Annotated in this window: 14 protein-coding genes and 12 tRNA genes; all 26 read right to left on the minus strand. The window is 38.2% G+C overall.

Annotation, left to right across the window (positions count from 1 at the left end; translation table 11 throughout):
- Positions 1 to 70 precede the first annotated feature (70 nt).
- Complete coding sequence (locus ISU02_RS14610) at positions 71 to 1,126, minus strand: TMEM165/GDT1 family protein (RefSeq protein ID WP_194702580.1); 1,056 nt, start codon at positions 1,124 to 1,126, stop codon at positions 71 to 73.
- A gap of 236 nt (positions 1,127 to 1,362) precedes the next feature.
- The gene (locus ISU02_RS14615; RefSeq protein ID WP_194702581.1) at positions 1,363 to 1,908 is read right to left on the minus strand and encodes a 2-oxoacid:acceptor oxidoreductase family protein; all 546 of its coding nucleotides are present in this window, start codon (positions 1,906 to 1,908) and stop codon (positions 1,363 to 1,365) included.
- Position 1,909: 1 nt separating this feature from the next.
- The gene (locus ISU02_RS14620) at positions 1,910 to 2,656 is read right to left on the minus strand and encodes a thiamine pyrophosphate-dependent enzyme (RefSeq protein WP_194702582.1); all 747 of its coding nucleotides are present in this window, start codon (positions 2,654 to 2,656) and stop codon (positions 1,910 to 1,912) included.
- Entirely contained in the window at positions 2,656 to 3,720 is a 1,065-nt protein-coding gene (locus ISU02_RS14625; protein WP_194702583.1) for a 3-methyl-2-oxobutanoate dehydrogenase subunit VorB, read from the minus strand. The genes ISU02_RS14620 and ISU02_RS14625 overlap by 1 nt, the downstream gene beginning before the upstream one ends.
- A gap of 23 nt (positions 3,721 to 3,743) precedes the next feature.
- Entirely contained in the window at positions 3,744 to 3,962 is a 219-nt protein-coding gene (locus ISU02_RS14630; protein WP_069872994.1) for a 4Fe-4S dicluster domain-containing protein, read from the minus strand.
- A gap of 43 nt (positions 3,963 to 4,005) precedes the next feature.
- Positions 4,006 to 4,686, minus strand: coding sequence for an ATP-binding protein (locus ISU02_RS14635; RefSeq protein WP_194702584.1), 681 nt, complete (start codon positions 4,684 to 4,686; stop codon positions 4,006 to 4,008).
- A gap of 23 nt (positions 4,687 to 4,709) precedes the next feature.
- Positions 4,710 to 5,792: a butyrate kinase gene (gene buk, locus ISU02_RS14640; protein WP_194702585.1), complete on the minus strand. Its 1,083-nt coding sequence runs from the start codon at positions 5,790 to 5,792 to the stop codon at positions 4,710 to 4,712.
- An 89-nt stretch (positions 5,793 to 5,881) separates the two neighbouring features.
- The gene (locus tag ISU02_RS14645) at positions 5,882 to 6,784 is read right to left on the minus strand and encodes a phosphate butyryltransferase (RefSeq protein ID WP_194702586.1); all 903 of its coding nucleotides are present in this window, start codon (positions 6,782 to 6,784) and stop codon (positions 5,882 to 5,884) included.
- Positions 6,777 to 7,871 carry a butyrate kinase gene (gene buk, locus ISU02_RS14650; protein WP_407646445.1) on the minus strand — a complete coding sequence of 365 codons (1,095 nt, stop codon included), beginning with the start codon at positions 7,869 to 7,871 and terminating at the stop codon, positions 6,777 to 6,779. The genes ISU02_RS14645 and buk (ISU02_RS14650) overlap by 8 nt, the downstream gene beginning before the upstream one ends.
- A gap of 264 nt (positions 7,872 to 8,135) precedes the next feature.
- Positions 8,136 to 9,887, minus strand: coding sequence for a sigma-54 interaction domain-containing protein (locus tag ISU02_RS14655; protein WP_194702588.1), 1,752 nt, complete (start codon positions 9,885 to 9,887; stop codon positions 8,136 to 8,138).
- Positions 9,888 to 10,091: 204 nt separating this feature from the next.
- A complete protein-coding gene (locus ISU02_RS14660; protein WP_194702589.1) occupies positions 10,092 to 11,477 on the minus strand; it encodes a CdaR family protein in 1,386 nt (461 codons plus the stop codon).
- Positions 11,470 to 12,300 carry a diadenylate cyclase CdaA gene (gene cdaA, locus ISU02_RS14665; protein WP_228727830.1) on the minus strand — a complete coding sequence of 277 codons (831 nt, stop codon included), beginning with the start codon at positions 12,298 to 12,300 and terminating at the stop codon, positions 11,470 to 11,472. Before cdaA ends, ISU02_RS14660 begins: the two co-directional genes overlap by 8 nt.
- A gap of 120 nt (positions 12,301 to 12,420) precedes the next feature.
- Complete coding sequence (locus ISU02_RS14670; RefSeq protein WP_194702590.1) at positions 12,421 to 12,693, minus strand: chorismate mutase; 273 nt, start codon at positions 12,691 to 12,693, stop codon at positions 12,421 to 12,423.
- 56 nt (positions 12,694 to 12,749) lie between these two features.
- Positions 12,750 to 13,277: a GNAT family N-acetyltransferase gene (locus ISU02_RS14675; protein WP_194702591.1), complete on the minus strand. Its 528-nt coding sequence runs from the start codon at positions 13,275 to 13,277 to the stop codon at positions 12,750 to 12,752.
- A 156-nt stretch (positions 13,278 to 13,433) separates the two neighbouring features.
- Positions 13,434 to 13,509 (minus strand) — tRNA-Phe (locus tag ISU02_RS14680).
- Between the two features lies 1 nt (position 13,510).
- A tRNA-Ile gene (locus ISU02_RS14685) sits at positions 13,511 to 13,587 on the minus strand.
- Between the two features lie 22 nt (positions 13,588 to 13,609).
- Positions 13,610 to 13,698: transfer RNA gene (locus tag ISU02_RS14690), tRNA-Ser, on the minus strand.
- A gap of 15 nt (positions 13,699 to 13,713) precedes the next feature.
- Positions 13,714 to 13,790 (minus strand) — tRNA-Arg (locus ISU02_RS14695).
- A 5-nt stretch (positions 13,791 to 13,795) separates the two neighbouring features.
- Positions 13,796 to 13,870 (minus strand) — tRNA-Gly (locus ISU02_RS14700).
- A 7-nt stretch (positions 13,871 to 13,877) separates the two neighbouring features.
- Positions 13,878 to 13,962, minus strand: a tRNA-Tyr gene (locus ISU02_RS14705).
- An 8-nt stretch (positions 13,963 to 13,970) separates the two neighbouring features.
- A tRNA-Thr gene (locus tag ISU02_RS14710) sits at positions 13,971 to 14,046 on the minus strand.
- Positions 14,047 to 14,132: 86 nt separating this feature from the next.
- Positions 14,133 to 14,209 (minus strand) — tRNA-Asp (locus ISU02_RS14715).
- A 3-nt stretch (positions 14,210 to 14,212) separates the two neighbouring features.
- Positions 14,213 to 14,288: transfer RNA gene (locus tag ISU02_RS14720), tRNA-Val, on the minus strand.
- Between the two features lie 32 nt (positions 14,289 to 14,320).
- Positions 14,321 to 14,395, minus strand: a tRNA-Glu gene (locus ISU02_RS14725).
- 3 nt (positions 14,396 to 14,398) lie between these two features.
- A tRNA-Met gene (locus ISU02_RS14730) sits at positions 14,399 to 14,474 on the minus strand.
- A 34-nt stretch (positions 14,475 to 14,508) separates the two neighbouring features.
- Positions 14,509 to 14,597, minus strand: a tRNA-Leu gene (locus ISU02_RS14735).
- Positions 14,598 to 14,628 lie beyond the last annotated feature (31 nt).

The raw sequence follows: 14,628 nt of genomic DNA on the forward strand, positions 1-14,628 counted from the left end.
ACTTTTTTTTATATCTTCGATTCTATTCTGTTACGCTTTAAATAGCAGTCCATCCTATTTTATACAGATTTTAATGCTGTACCAAATCCTTTTCGATGGTTTTGTTTTCGATAATCTCATTATCCATAATTTTGTTTTCCATGATTTTGTTAAGTACTTTCTCTATATTGAGAAGTTCTATATTGATCATATGTTCTTCAGGATACTTATCAAAGTATTCTCTCAACAGTGTCAATATACGTTCGGCTTGACAAGCATCGAAATGATCGTCATAAAGCGCCTCTATAAATACAGGATCGATCACTCTCGTCTCCATCTTTTGTGACAACAAGTTTTTCATATAGCCCACTAGACACTGCTGTTCTTTACAAACATCACAATTTTTACACAACTCATTGACATTTTCTAAGATGCGTTCACGATACAGTTTCAAGTCTTGAGCCTTTTGTTTTAGAGCAGACACTGAAACTTCCTTGAGCTGTCTGCTGAAAATTACAAATCTAAAAATCATCAATATGCTTATTATAAACACTAGAAGTGCCATAAATGTCATCCCCATACTTTGAACATATGGCGATGTGAAAATTTTATTGAGCCCAAAAAACATGAAAATTAAAAACGCTCCAAATTTGATCAAATGTTCTGGAACCCGGTCTCCCAATTTAGCACCTACGAAAATACCAACTGAACTTACAACAACCATTCCTAAAACAGTGCCTATCAGCGTAAATACAGGGTTAACTGCATCTGTGGCAAGTGTCATAGCAGTAAGTTGAGTTTTATCACCAAGTTCCCCTAAAAAGAATGCAATGCCCACTGTAATTATGGCGCCATATTTTTTTAAACTTTGCTCCGCCTCTTCTTCCTCAGCTATAGACAGGGACAGCAGACCAAATGAAATGAATAACACCCCTGCAACCAGTTGAAGTGCTTCAATGGGGATAAACCTATTTAAAAGTGATCCCAGCAATATTGCAATTCCATGGTTTGCAAAAGCACCAATTGCAACCCCAATCAAAATTTGATTTACTTTATATTTTGTGGCAAATGCCATTGCCATTATTTGTGTTTTATCTCCCATTTCAGCGATAAAGATCAGTAGTAACGCCCTTAAAAAATCACCCATATTGCCCCCATTTAACTAAATCTTGCCCTTTCATTATCTCATATCTCTTAACTGATCTCAATCCTTATGTATACAATAATCATATTAAAAACATGTTACGAAAACCCTATATCTTTAGCCCCTTTCAGAAAAAAAATAGGACAAATCAAAGTCATACCTATGATTCATCCTATCCCTTTTAGCTGTTTTCAATGGATATTAAAGCCAGACTACTCTATTAAAACTAAACTGTGACGTTATTGTTTTAGTAATTCTGCACCTTTTTGTAGAGCAACTCTGTTGACATCTAGTAAATGTGCTTTACTATCACCGAATATTTTTTTAAGTGCTTTCATAACGGAATCTATTTCCACAACTTTTGTAAGCTCAAGATAAGCGCCAAGCATAACCATATTGGCAACTCGAGAATTACCTATTTCCACAGCGATCTCATTTGCTGGTATATAATAAGTGGCAACATCAGTTCTAGATGCTTTTTTCTCAATCAGCGAGCTATTTATGATAAGATTGCCTTTGGGTGTAATATCACTTTCAAACTTATCTAAAGAGGGTAAATTCATTACGATTGCAGTAGTGGCATCATTTGTTATAACAGGGGAACCAATTGTTCTTTCAGAAACCATGACACTACAATTTGCTGTCCCACCGCGCATTTCTGGGCCATAAGAAGGTAACCAAGAGACTTCCTTGCCTTCAAGCATACCAGCATAAGAAATTAATTGTCCAATAAGCATAACGCCTTGACCCCCAAAGCCAGCGCAAATAATCTTTTCGTTCAACATCCTATTTTACCTCCTCTGGTCTTCTGAAGTTTCCTACCGGATAGTAAGGAATCAAATTATCTTGCAACCATTTTAAAGCATCTATAGGTGTAAGCCCCCAATTGGTTGGACAAGTTGACAAAACTTCAACGATTGAAAAGCCTTTTCCAGCCAGTTGACATTCAAATGCTTCTTTAATAGCTTTTTTAGCCTTTCTGATATTAGCAGGCGAATCTACAGAAACTCTTTCAACAAAAGCAGCGCCATGAATGGTCGAGAGCATTTCGGATACTTGTAAAGGCATTCCAGAGTGCTCAACAGTTCTCCCAAGCGGTGCGGTTGTTGCCTTTTGACCAATAAGAGTTGTAGGTGCCATTTGGCCACCAGTCATACCATAAATCGCATTGTTGACAAAAATAGTGGTTATTTTTTCACCTCTGTGTGCCACATGAACGATTTCAGCAGTACCAATTGAAGCTAAATCGCCATCACCTTGATAAGTGAATACCACTTTATCAGGATGAACTCTCTTAATACCCGTTGCAACTGCTGGTGCTCTACCATGTGAAGCTTCTTGCATATCACAGTTGAAGTATTCATAAGCTAGCACTGAGCAACCCACTGGTGCAACACCAATCGTTTCACCCAATACATCTAATTCTTCTAAAACTTCTGCTACCAATCTATGAATAATCCCATGTGTACAGCCTGGGCAATAATGTGTTTGCTTATCTGTTAAGCCTTTAGTTTTTTGAAATACAACTGACATTATTTTGCACCTCCAACTAATTCTTTAACTTTATCCATTACTGCCTCTGGCGTAGGAATCATACCGCCAGCTCTTCCGTAGAAGCTCACTGGCCATCTGCCATTAGAAGCAATTTTAATATCATCTACCATTTGACCCATTGACATTTCAACAGATAATAAAGATTTACAATCCGCTGGCACCTCATCAAATGCTTTTTCAGGGAAAGGCCATAATGTGATTGGTCTGATAAGGCCCACATGGATTCCCTGTTCTTTTAAATCTATAATTGCGTTTCTTACAATTCTTGATGTTGTACCGTAAGCGACGATAACAACTTCCGCATTTTCCATATTGTAAGTTTCGTATTTGACTTCGTTTGCTTTCATCATGTCATATTTTTCTTGGAGTTTTTGATTGTGTTTCTCAAGTTCTGCAGGATCAAGCGCAAGCGAGTTGATGATGTTTGGCTTTCTCTTGCCTTTTGTACCCACTGATGCCCAATCTTTAGCTGGCAATTCAAATCTAGATTTGCCCTCTTTGAATTCAATAGGCTCCATCATTTGACCGATCATACCATCGCCCACCATCATAACTGGGTTTCTGTAATAATCTGCAGCATCAAATGCTTCTTGCATCAAATCAACCATTTCTTGTAAATTCGCTGGCGCATAAACCAATAATTTATAATCACCATTACCACCACCACGTGTTACTTGGTTGTAATCCGATTGAGCGGGTTGGATACCACCAAGACCTGGGCCGCCACGAACGATATTGACGATAACACAAGGAAGTTCAGCCCCTGCGATATAAGTAATCCCCTCTTGTTTCAGTGCAATTCCCGGTGAAGATGAAGAGGTCATTACACGAGCACCTGCACCTGCTGCACCATATACCATGTTAATTGCCGCTACTTCACTTTCAGCTTGTAAAAATACGCCGCCATTTTTAGGCATTTCTCTTGACATATACTCTGGCAATTCATTTTGAGGTGTAATTGGATATCCGAAGAAATATTTACAGCCCGCTTTAATTGCAGCAGCTCCAATCGCCTCATTACCTTTCATTAATACCTTAGCCATTTGGTTTAACCTCCCTTAAGTTATTAGAATCTTTCAACTGTGATCACAGAATCAGGACAGATCATTGCACAGTTTGCACATCCAATACACTTTTCTACTTCAATTACGGTTGCTGGGTGATACCCTTTAACGTTAATTTTCTTAGTGTCCAATGTGACTATTTTCACTGGACACGCTGTTGTACAAAGACCACAGCCTTTGCAAATATCTTCGTTGAACGTAACTTTACCTTTAGCAGCCACTATCGCCAACCTCCATTTCTTTTAATGTGTGGAAATCTCAAAATTACATCCACTTTTCCCTCATAATCATCTGAATCGGAAATTTTTCTCCTTCAATATCCTCAGGTAATTGGCGGGTAACCTTTTCCAAGGAACTGACATATTTGATGGGAATATTGAGTTTATTTGACACTTCCACAACTAATGCTTGACCTTTTAGAACATCTTCTAAAGATGTTTCTCTTAATAAGTGTGTATTGTTTATTAGCCCCGTCACCTTGACCCCAACGGTGTCTTCGATCGTTCTAATATGATGCACAACACCCATTAAATCTTGTGTTTGTTCTCTATATGCATTGACTACACAAAACATATCATATTGACCTTCTTCAAAATAAGCTTTAAACCTTGCAAGGGCACGTGCACCTATAGCATCGCCGCCAACATCCAGTATAACTTGCTCATGTTCTGATTGAAGAGGTGTTAAAATACTTGAAGAAACCATTGGAATATCCAGATTTGCATGATGGCCTCTGGCACCGCTGATGACTTTGACGCCGCTTGCCTCTAACATTTCCGCTTTTTCTCTTGAACGGAAATAGGGATTCACAATGTCCAAATCACACAAGGTCACATTTTCACATTCATTTTTAAGCGCTAAAGCATAATTAACTGCAAATTCTGTTTTGCCACTGCCATAATGGCCTATGATAATGCGAATCCTTTTATCCTTTTTGAGTTCCATTTTCATTTCACCATACCACTTTTCTATATTTTAGATAAATATCTTTGAGCTTCTTCCTCGCCTCTTAATACTCTGAGACCGCCAAGAGCCAACGCACTCATTTCATCCTCCCCTGGATAAACGACAACGTCTGCTATAAAGCGAATACTTTCTTTGATCCAGTTTATTAAAACATCACCATATGCAAGACCACCTGTCAATATGATGGCATCTACCTTGCCTTTTAAAACAGTTGCACAACTTCCAATTTCCTTAGAAACTTGATAAGCCATCGCTTTAAATATCAATTCAGCATTTTGATCGCCTGCTTCTATCATTTTGACGATTTCACGACCATCATTTGAACCAAGATAGGCTACCAATCCACCTTTGCCTTTAATCATCTTTTTGATCTCATCGTGCGTATATTTTCCGGAAAAACAAAGTTTAGCCAAATCACCCACCGGTAATCCCCCTGCTCTTTCTGGTGAAAATGGTCCTTCACCATCAAGTGCATTATTGACATCAATTACTCTGCCTTTTTCATGGGCGCCCACAGAAATACCACCACCTAGATGCGCAACGATAACATTGATGTCTTCATATTTCTTATGATTTTCATCTGCATATCTTCTTGCCACCGCTTTTTGATTGAGCGCATGGAAAATGGATTTTCTTTCAATTTCAGGCATACCTGAAACTCTTGCAACAGCTTCCATTTCATCAACAACGACCGGGTCTACAATAAATGCTGGAATATTAAGTTGTCCAGCGATTTCATTTGCAATGATGCCCCCTAAATTTGACGCATGCTCGCCCAAAATACCTATTTTCAAGTCTTCAAGCATTTGATCATCCACAGCGTAGGTTCCACCTTTAATTGGTTTTAATAATCCGCCGCGTCCTACAACTGCATTCAATTTTGTCAAATTGATACCATTCTCATTTAAAATATTTAAAATCACATTCTTTCTAAAATCATATTGATCAAATATTTTATCAAAAGGTTTAATTTCTTCGTTTGAATGCCTTATTGTGGTTTCAAACACTTCCTTTTCATTGTCATAAATTGCAATCTTTGTGGATGTTGATCCAGGATTAATTGCAAGGATTCTAAAAGTTTCCATAGTTATTCTCCTATCCTCACCATATGTCTTTTCTATTATTGGCATGTTCGGTCCCACAATTCAATCGCCAGAGACCATTCCTTTTAGCATCAAATTGCTGACATCAAAACGCCTAATGCAATCGAATTTAATTTTGATTCATCCGAATCCGCTCTGGAAGTTAACACGATAGGTGCTTTTGCCCCTACTATAATCCCAGCTGATTTTGCATTTGCAAGAAAATTAAGCGCCTTATAAAGGATATTGTTGGCTTCAATCGTTGGTCCGACAATAATGTCCACATCACCTGCCATAGGATCTTTAATCCCTTTAATTTTTGCGGCTTCTTTCGAGACTGCGTTATCCAGTGCAAATGGGCCACCCACTTTGCAACCAGTTATCTCACCTTCTTGATTCATTCTAACCAGCTCTCCTGCATCAACAGTTGCCGGCATAGCAGGATTCACTTTTTCCTTTGCGGCGATAATCCCTACATTAGGCAATTCTATTTCAAGCGCTTTTGTAACCACCAATGCATTTTCTATGATCTGCTTTTTGGCTTTAAGATCTGGTGCTATATTCATCGCCGCGTCTGTCACTGTTAAAACCTTATGATAAGTTGGAATATCAAATACAGCCACATGACTTAGTACATTACCCGTTCGAAGCCCAACTTCCTTATTCAATACCGCTTTCAAAATCACAGCTGTGTCCACCAACCCTTTCATAACAAGATCGGCTTTACCTGTTGACACGAGTTCAACGGCTTTCAAAGAGGCTTCCACCAAATCCTCTACGTGAATCAATTCAAAATCGGACAAATTCAAATCTATTTCATCAGCGATCGCTTCAATTTTAGGCACATCACCTACTAAAATGCCCTTTATGATCCCTTTTTCATGAGCTACTTTAATGGCCTTTAAAACATCATCGTCTTGCGCACATGCCACAGATACGATTTTAGGACCTTTACTCACCGCTATACTTAATAATTCATCAAAATTTTTAATCATTAAATACAACCTCCTCTTCATATATTTTTGCTGTTTCTTCACCGCTGAGTACGCGTTGAACGCCTTCATTTAGAGCTTCCATTTCGTCCTCACCCGGTTTTAAAATAACAGGTGCAATAAATGCAACACGTTCTTTAATATAGTCTGTTAAATACTTAGAATAAGCCACACCACCTGTGAGTACAATGGCGTCTATTTGACCTTGAAGTACCGTTGCCATGGCACCGATCTCCTTTGAAATTTGATATCCCATGGCTTCAAAAATCAATTTTGCATTTTCATCGCCATCTTCGATCCTCTTTAAAACTTCTCTCGCATCATTAGTGCCCAAATAAGCAGTCATGCCACCTTTGCCTCTAAGTTTTTTCTTGATTTCTGCAAATGTATAATCGCCTGAGAAACAAATTTTTGCCACATCACCAACAGGCAAACTACCTGTTCTTTCTGGTGAAAACGGTCCCATTTCATTCGCATTGTTTGCATCTATCATTCTGCCTTTTAAAAGCGGCACCACGGAAATTCCACCTCCAAGGTGTGCAATCACAAGGTTTAAGTCTTCTACTTTAACGTTCTTATCATTTGCAACACGATGTGCAATGGCTTTGATATTAAGTGCATGTACAAGTGATTTACGTATGATTTGAGGTGTTCCCGATACCCTAGCAACATCTTCAAACTCGTCTACAGCCACTGGGTCCACTATATAAGCTTCAATATTTTCTGATTCAGCAATAGCACCTGCAATCATGCCACCCAAATTAGAAGCGTGTTCCCCTTGAATCCCAACAACGAGATCATCAATCATCTGTTTGGATACCTTATAAGTACCACTTGGCATTGGTCTAAGCAGTCCGCCTCTACCGACAACAGCTACTAATTTAGAAGGATTGAAGTTTTTATCTATAAGCCATTTAACAATCATTTCTTTTCTATACTCATATTGATCCGTTACTTTTTCGTATTTTTCAAGATCTGAAGTCTCATGTGTTATGTTTTCCTGAGCTTTTCTCTCATACCCTTCATAAACGGCAACTTTAGTTGACGTTGAACCAGGATTAATCACTAAGACATATTTTCTCTCCAAAATGACACCTCCACATACTTTAATAAATCCATCACGTATTAATTAACGCAAAGATGATGCCAATACATTGCTTTTCAAGGTCAGTACATTAATTTCGTGTACCTATTCTGAAACGCGCTCGATAAGCACATTACATTTTTTAAATCGAAATTTTTCTCAGAAATGAGATCAAAAAAAAGACTGATGAATACGTCATCAGTCTTTAAGTGCAAATATTAACATGCAAATAGTTGCATTTGTCTTTAATGCAATGCAATATATTGCACGTTACAATATTTCATTTTTTTCAATGCGAAGTTCTCGATTGAGCTTATTGAGTTTATAGTACAAAGTTCTCAAAGATATCCCCAATTCTTTAGCTGAGGCCTCGCGATTCCCTTGATTCTTTTCAAGTATTGCTTCAATATGAAATTTTTCAAATGCGGCAACACGATATTCCAATGTATTATCTGATCCAAGCATTTCAATTTTTTGAGCAACTTTGCCTAAGTTTTGATTTATATTGGGAACGCCTAGACTCAACTGCGGCAAGTGAAGTGCCGTCAGTAAATATTCATGCATTCTAATGTTTATCATCGCTCTCCCCACAAAGTTTTCAAGTTCTCTAACATTTCCCGGCCAATCATAGGATTTGATAATTTCAAGAACAGAGTCAGAAACGCGCTCAACACTGCGTCCATACTCTTGATTGAATCTATTTATAAGATGTTTGACCAGTAAATCCATGTCCTCTAATCTTTCTCTTAGTGCAGGAATATATATGGGCACAACATTTAAGCGATAATACAAATCTTGCCTGAAACGCTGCTCTTTTATGGCTTTTTCAAGATCGACATTGGTCGCAGTAATCACTCTCACATCTATGGGCACTGGCTTCGTGCCACCAACCTTTAATATTTCTTTTTCTTGAAGCACTCTCAGCAGTTTGGCTTGTGTATTTAAAGACAACTCTCCGATTTCATCTAAAAATATGGTCCCACCGTTGGCTTTTTCAAAGAGTCCCATCTTGCCACCCTTTGAAGCTCCAGTAAATGCCCCTTCTTCATAACCAAAGAGTTCACTCTCTAACAAATTTTCATTAATAGCAGCACAATTAACCCTGACAAACTGTGCATACTTGCGATTTGAAGCATTGTGTATGGCATGCGCAAAAAGTTCTTTCCCAGTGCCACTTTCTCCTCTCAAGATAACAGTTGCAGGTGTTTCTGCCGCAATTTTTGCTTTTTCTATTGCATAATGCAAGATTTCACTGCCGCCAATTATATCATCAAAAGTATATTTGGCTTCCAAACTTCGAATAATCTTTTTCGCCTGATCTAATTTTCTATAAATTTCATTGACTTCCGTCAAATCATGTATAATGGCTACGGAACCTTTAACAACGCCGTTGACAATAATGGGCGCCGCTTCAGCTATAACATCCTTTCGCTTTGGGCCAACCTTAAGCGTCTTCCCCTTTACGGGTTTCCCTGTTTTAAGCACTTCCAAATGCACACTTTCACCTTCTGCCAAATCTACTGTGCAATTCTTGCCAATAATGTCTTCGTTTGTATAGCCAGTCATACGTGTATATGCTGGATTTATAAGGACACCTATGCCATCGGCATCTACTACTGAAATAGCATCTTGGGTGGCATTTATGGTGGCCTCTAAGGTCTCTCTAATTTGATTAAGATTTGTAATTTGTTCTGCCAGTTCTATGATTTCAGAAATATCTCTAAAGATCGCAACGGCACCCAAAATTTCTCCATCATCGCTTAATATAGGCATTCTATTCGTAATGATCGTTATATCATTGAGTTGCTGTTTTTGATTGAGCTCAGAGACACCCGTCTCAAGAATCACAGGTAGCCTTGTATTTTCCACAATAATTTGCACAGGTTGTCCAAGGGCATCTGCTGCACTAATCTTTGTCAATCTTTCCGCTGACTTGTTAAAAAGTGTAATGAAATTATGTTTATCAATTGCAATCATTGCATCATGAGTTGAATCCAGTATTTTTTCAAGTTCTCTTTTCACTATCCACCTCAATTACTACATACTTTATGACCTGTTCTTGTTTTGATTTATAGTTTTCCATTTTCATTCAATACTATTATATCATTAATCAACCACGATATCATTAGTCAGCATTTTCGCATAAAAAAAGCGTTAAGATATGCTATGCGAGATATCTTAACGCTTTCTCTAAATTTAGATTTCTAATTAAAAACGCTTGGCGCATCAATTGGTGTCGGTTGTTCCTTTATTTCCAGAAGCAGTTGGATTACTTGAACTTCCATTCGTTGCATTGCTTGAACTCTCCGATTGATCTACAATGTCAACATCAATATATACAGGGTCCACAACAATGTTATTGAAACTATCTTGATCAGAAACAATGACTTTCAGCTTATAAGCACCTGGCTTATCTACGTTGCTAAAGTTGAGGTACAAGTGAATATCACTTTTGGAAAGTGTTTTTATTATTGATTCAATGCCTCTGACTTTTACAGTTACCATTTGCTCACTTTCAGCAAGATTTGTCACAAAATTTTCCTGCAAATTTACAATAGGCAGATCTTTTGCCGCGAATGTAAATTCCTTCGTCTGCAATGCTTCAATTTCTATTTCCACCTGAATAGGCCCATCATCCGTTGCTCGTTTGATCCCTTCAGGTAAAGTCAGATCTTTTTCAATGATATAGCTGGCATTTTCATCACCCTTTAAAATGATTTTTTCAGGGCTAATCACATTGATTGCATTGATTTTATCAACATCCCCTTGAATGAGAACACTCTCTGGAATCGTTTTATAGGCAACGACCTGATACCCTTCCATCGGTTCTCCTTCAACAATCGCCTTGAGTTCAACCGTCTTATTTTTACCCAGTTTTAATGAAACATTTGAATAGTTATTATCCAAAGTCACACCATTTACAATCTCTCCATCATAATTATAAGGCACTAATGAAATATCTTTCGTCATATCAGATGTCAAATTGCTAATATTTATAGTACCGCCTAAATAGGCCACTGTATTGACAATATTCTCTGGTCCCGTCACTTTAATTTCATCAGGACTAACATGCATTGTCTCTTGATAAATCGACGTTGCATATTCTCCATTTAAAACAACTTTGACGGGTTTTGGCAAGGAAACAATTTGATCTACTTGAAGCACAATATCACTAGGAAAAATGGTGTTGATCATCACGGCTTCAGAATTGATCGTCTTGTTAATGGAAATCGTATTGGTTCCCTTTTTAACGCCTCTCATATCAGCCCATAAATAAATGGAACTTGAATTTAAATTGATGACATTGTTGCGTCTTCCTGAAACTTCAACATTTACAAAGTAATCATGCTGATTCATAATTTTCAAATTATTTTGATCAAGTTCTTGGAGATTTATGAGCTGAATCGGTACATTTTCAAACACCTTTGATATTTCAGGATCTACTTGATCCATAACATATACCCAAAACAATATGGCAAGCAGTAATGAAAATAGCTTTTTACCTGTATTGTGAGAAAGATTTACCGTAAAAAAAGCTCTTGGTAAATTTCTTATCCATCTAATGCCGTTAAAAAGCGAGGTGGAAAATGATTTCAATGGCTTTTTAGACATCTTCATCACCTCCAACTTTCATTTCTTTTTCTTGACATAAGGTTGTGATCATAAGTTCCTTTAATGTTTTAGAATCTAAAAAACGTTGCAATTTGCCTTCAACAGCCATTGAAATATGACCTGTTTCTTCAGATACAATTACGATCATTGCATCTGAGCTTTCTGTCATGCCCATTGCCGCACGATGTCGTGTACCGAGTTCTTTACTGATGTACTTATTCGCTGACAAAGGCAATAAGCATCCTGCAGCCATTAATCGATTATTTTTGATCACAACAGCGCCATCATGTAAAGGTGATTTTGGATAAAAGATATTCATCAACAAATCCGCAGAAATCTTTGCATCTACCACTGTACCCGTCTCAATGATATCATTTATCCCTGTGGTTCTTTCAATTACAATTAACGCACCGATCTTTTTTCTAGACATAACGCCAGCTGCATCGACAATTTCATTTATAGACTTATTTAAATCATCCAATGTATTCTTTCTGTTTGTCATTAAAAAAATCTGACTTCTACCTAAATGTTCCAGCGCTTTTCTAAGTTCAGGTTGAAACAATATTACAAGTGCAATTAACCCAATCGTAAAGGTACTCTGTAAAACGTAATTTACAGCATACAACTTTGCCCATTCACTTAGTTTAGACACAATCAAAATTATTAAAAAACCCTTTACAAGCTGTTCAGCTCTTGTCTCTTTTATAAATCCCAGTACCTTATAGAATACAAATGCTATAATCAATATATCAACGATATACGTAAATCGTATCTCTGAGATCAAATCGAGAATATAGGTCATTATCGTTTGAATAAATTCCATGTATGCCCCCGTATAAAATTAGTGTTCATTCATTATCAGTATACTATTTATTTTTAACGAATCCTATATGGAATTTTATTCTTAATATATTTGTAATTTTTTTTTATAAAACGCCCATATTTAAACGTTTTTTTGGGACTTTTTACTCATGTCAAATAGCAATTCATATAAGTTCAAAATTTCATTTAAATGTTTATAGCCTTCCAATTTATCGGTCAAATTTTGTTTGATTTGAGCTTCCCGACTCAATTGATCAATAGGCTGATCATAGCTTTTTTTTAATCGCCCGACTTCATCGGTAATTTCAAATCTTTGCTCTAATAACACACATATCTGCTCATCTATGCGATCTAATTGATCTCTCAACGCTTCTAATTCTATTTCAAATAACATCATGTGCCTCCTCAATAAATACTCATAATAGCTCATTTTTCCTAGCTGTTCTCTACCTATTTTTTATATTCTGTTCTCAAGATACTCATAATGACTTCATCATGAAATGCACCATTTCTATAAATGGCATTTCTAAGCCGTCCTTCCTCAACAAATCCATTTTTAATATATGATTTTATTGCACGGTCATTGAAACCAAAAACTCTCAATTCCACACGTTCAACACTGATTTGCTTAAAGATAAATGCTAAGAGCAATGCCATGGCTTCTGTTCCAAAACCCTTACTTTTAAATCGATCATCACCTATAAATATACCGATATTGCAACTTCTATTATTCCAATCAATTGAATTAATACCACAACCGCCAATGTACAAATCATCCTCCACTGTACAAATTGCAAAATTGTAAGAGTCGCTTTTTTTTCTCTGCGATTCATACCAATCCATTTCATTATCAAAATTCATTGGATATGGAACACCAACACTCAAATTATAAAACGAATCTTCATTATTCATATATTTATATGCCAATTCAACATCCTTACGCTCAACTGCTCGTAAATAGACTTTACTCCCCTTCATAAAAATTCCTCCATGTATTTTAGAAGAAATTTTATCATTCTATAAATTAAAAGTCAACTGTTCTCATGTGTATTCTCATTTAACAACTTATGGCTTCAATCTATATAAAAATATATAAAAAAACAGCGATGAAATTGCTTCATCACTGCTTTTTAATGGTGCCCGGAGGCGGAATCGAACCACCGACACGGGGATTTTCAGTCCCCTGCTCTACCGACTGAGCTATCCGGGCATGGTGGGCATAAGTGGACTCGAACCACCGACCTCACGCTTATCAGGCGTGCGCTCTAACCAGCTGAGCTATACGCCCCAATTAAGGGTTATTTAGTAATTGGCGGAGAGGGTGGGATTCGAACCCACGTGGGCTCACACCCTAACGGTTTTCAAGACCGCCCCGTTATGACCGCTTCGGTACCTCTCCATATACTTACTAAATTGGTGCGTCCATAGGGACTCGAACCCCAAACCCCCGCCTTAGAAGGGCGGTGCTCTATCCAGTTGAGCTATGAACGCATATTTGGAGCGGAAGACGAGATTCGAACTCGCGACCCTCGCCTTGGCAAGGCGATGCTCTACCACTGAGCCACTTCCGCATAATGTTGGTGGAGGGAGAAGGATTCGAACCTTCGAAATCGCTGATAACGGATTTACAGTCCGTCCCCTTTGGCCACTCGGGAACCCCTCCAGATTTTTTGGAGCCGGTGATGGGACTCGAACCCGCGACCTACTGATTACAAGTCAGTTGCTCTACCAATTGAGCTACACCGGCATTTAAAACTTTTATCAACATCACTGTTGACTGACACTTGGCAATCTTTCGATTGCTGGTCACTTTCGTAATTCCGAAAGTGAAAATGGCGACCCAGAACGGACTCGAACCGTCGACCTCCAGCGTGACAGGCTGGCGTTCTAACCAACTGAACTACTGGGCCATGTGGTGGGAGTAATAGGGCTCGAACCTATGACCCTCTGCTTGTAAGGCAGATGCTCTCCCAGCTGAGCTATACTCCCATGTGTCCGTTTTAAAGTTTCGGACAAACTAATGGTGACCCCTAGGGGAATCGAACCCCTGTTACCGCCGTGAAAGGGCGGTGTCTTGACCGCTTGACCAAGGGGCCATGTGGTTGCGGAGACAGGATTTGAACCTGTGACCTTTGGGTTATGAGCCCAACGAGCTGCCAACTGCTCCACTCCGCGATGTTTTAAAGTGTGCTTTGCTTCAAAAAAAAATTGGTGCCGAAGACCGGAATCGAACCGGTACGATCGGTAAGGATCGCAGGATTTTAAGTCCTGTGCGTCTGCCAGTTCCGCCACTTCGGCTAAATGGCTCCAAGGGAGGGATTCGAACCCT

Source organism: Fusibacter ferrireducens (genome assembly GCF_015352425.1).
Lineage (GTDB): Bacteria > Bacillota > Clostridia > Peptostreptococcales > Acidaminobacteraceae > Fusibacter_A > Fusibacter_A ferrireducens.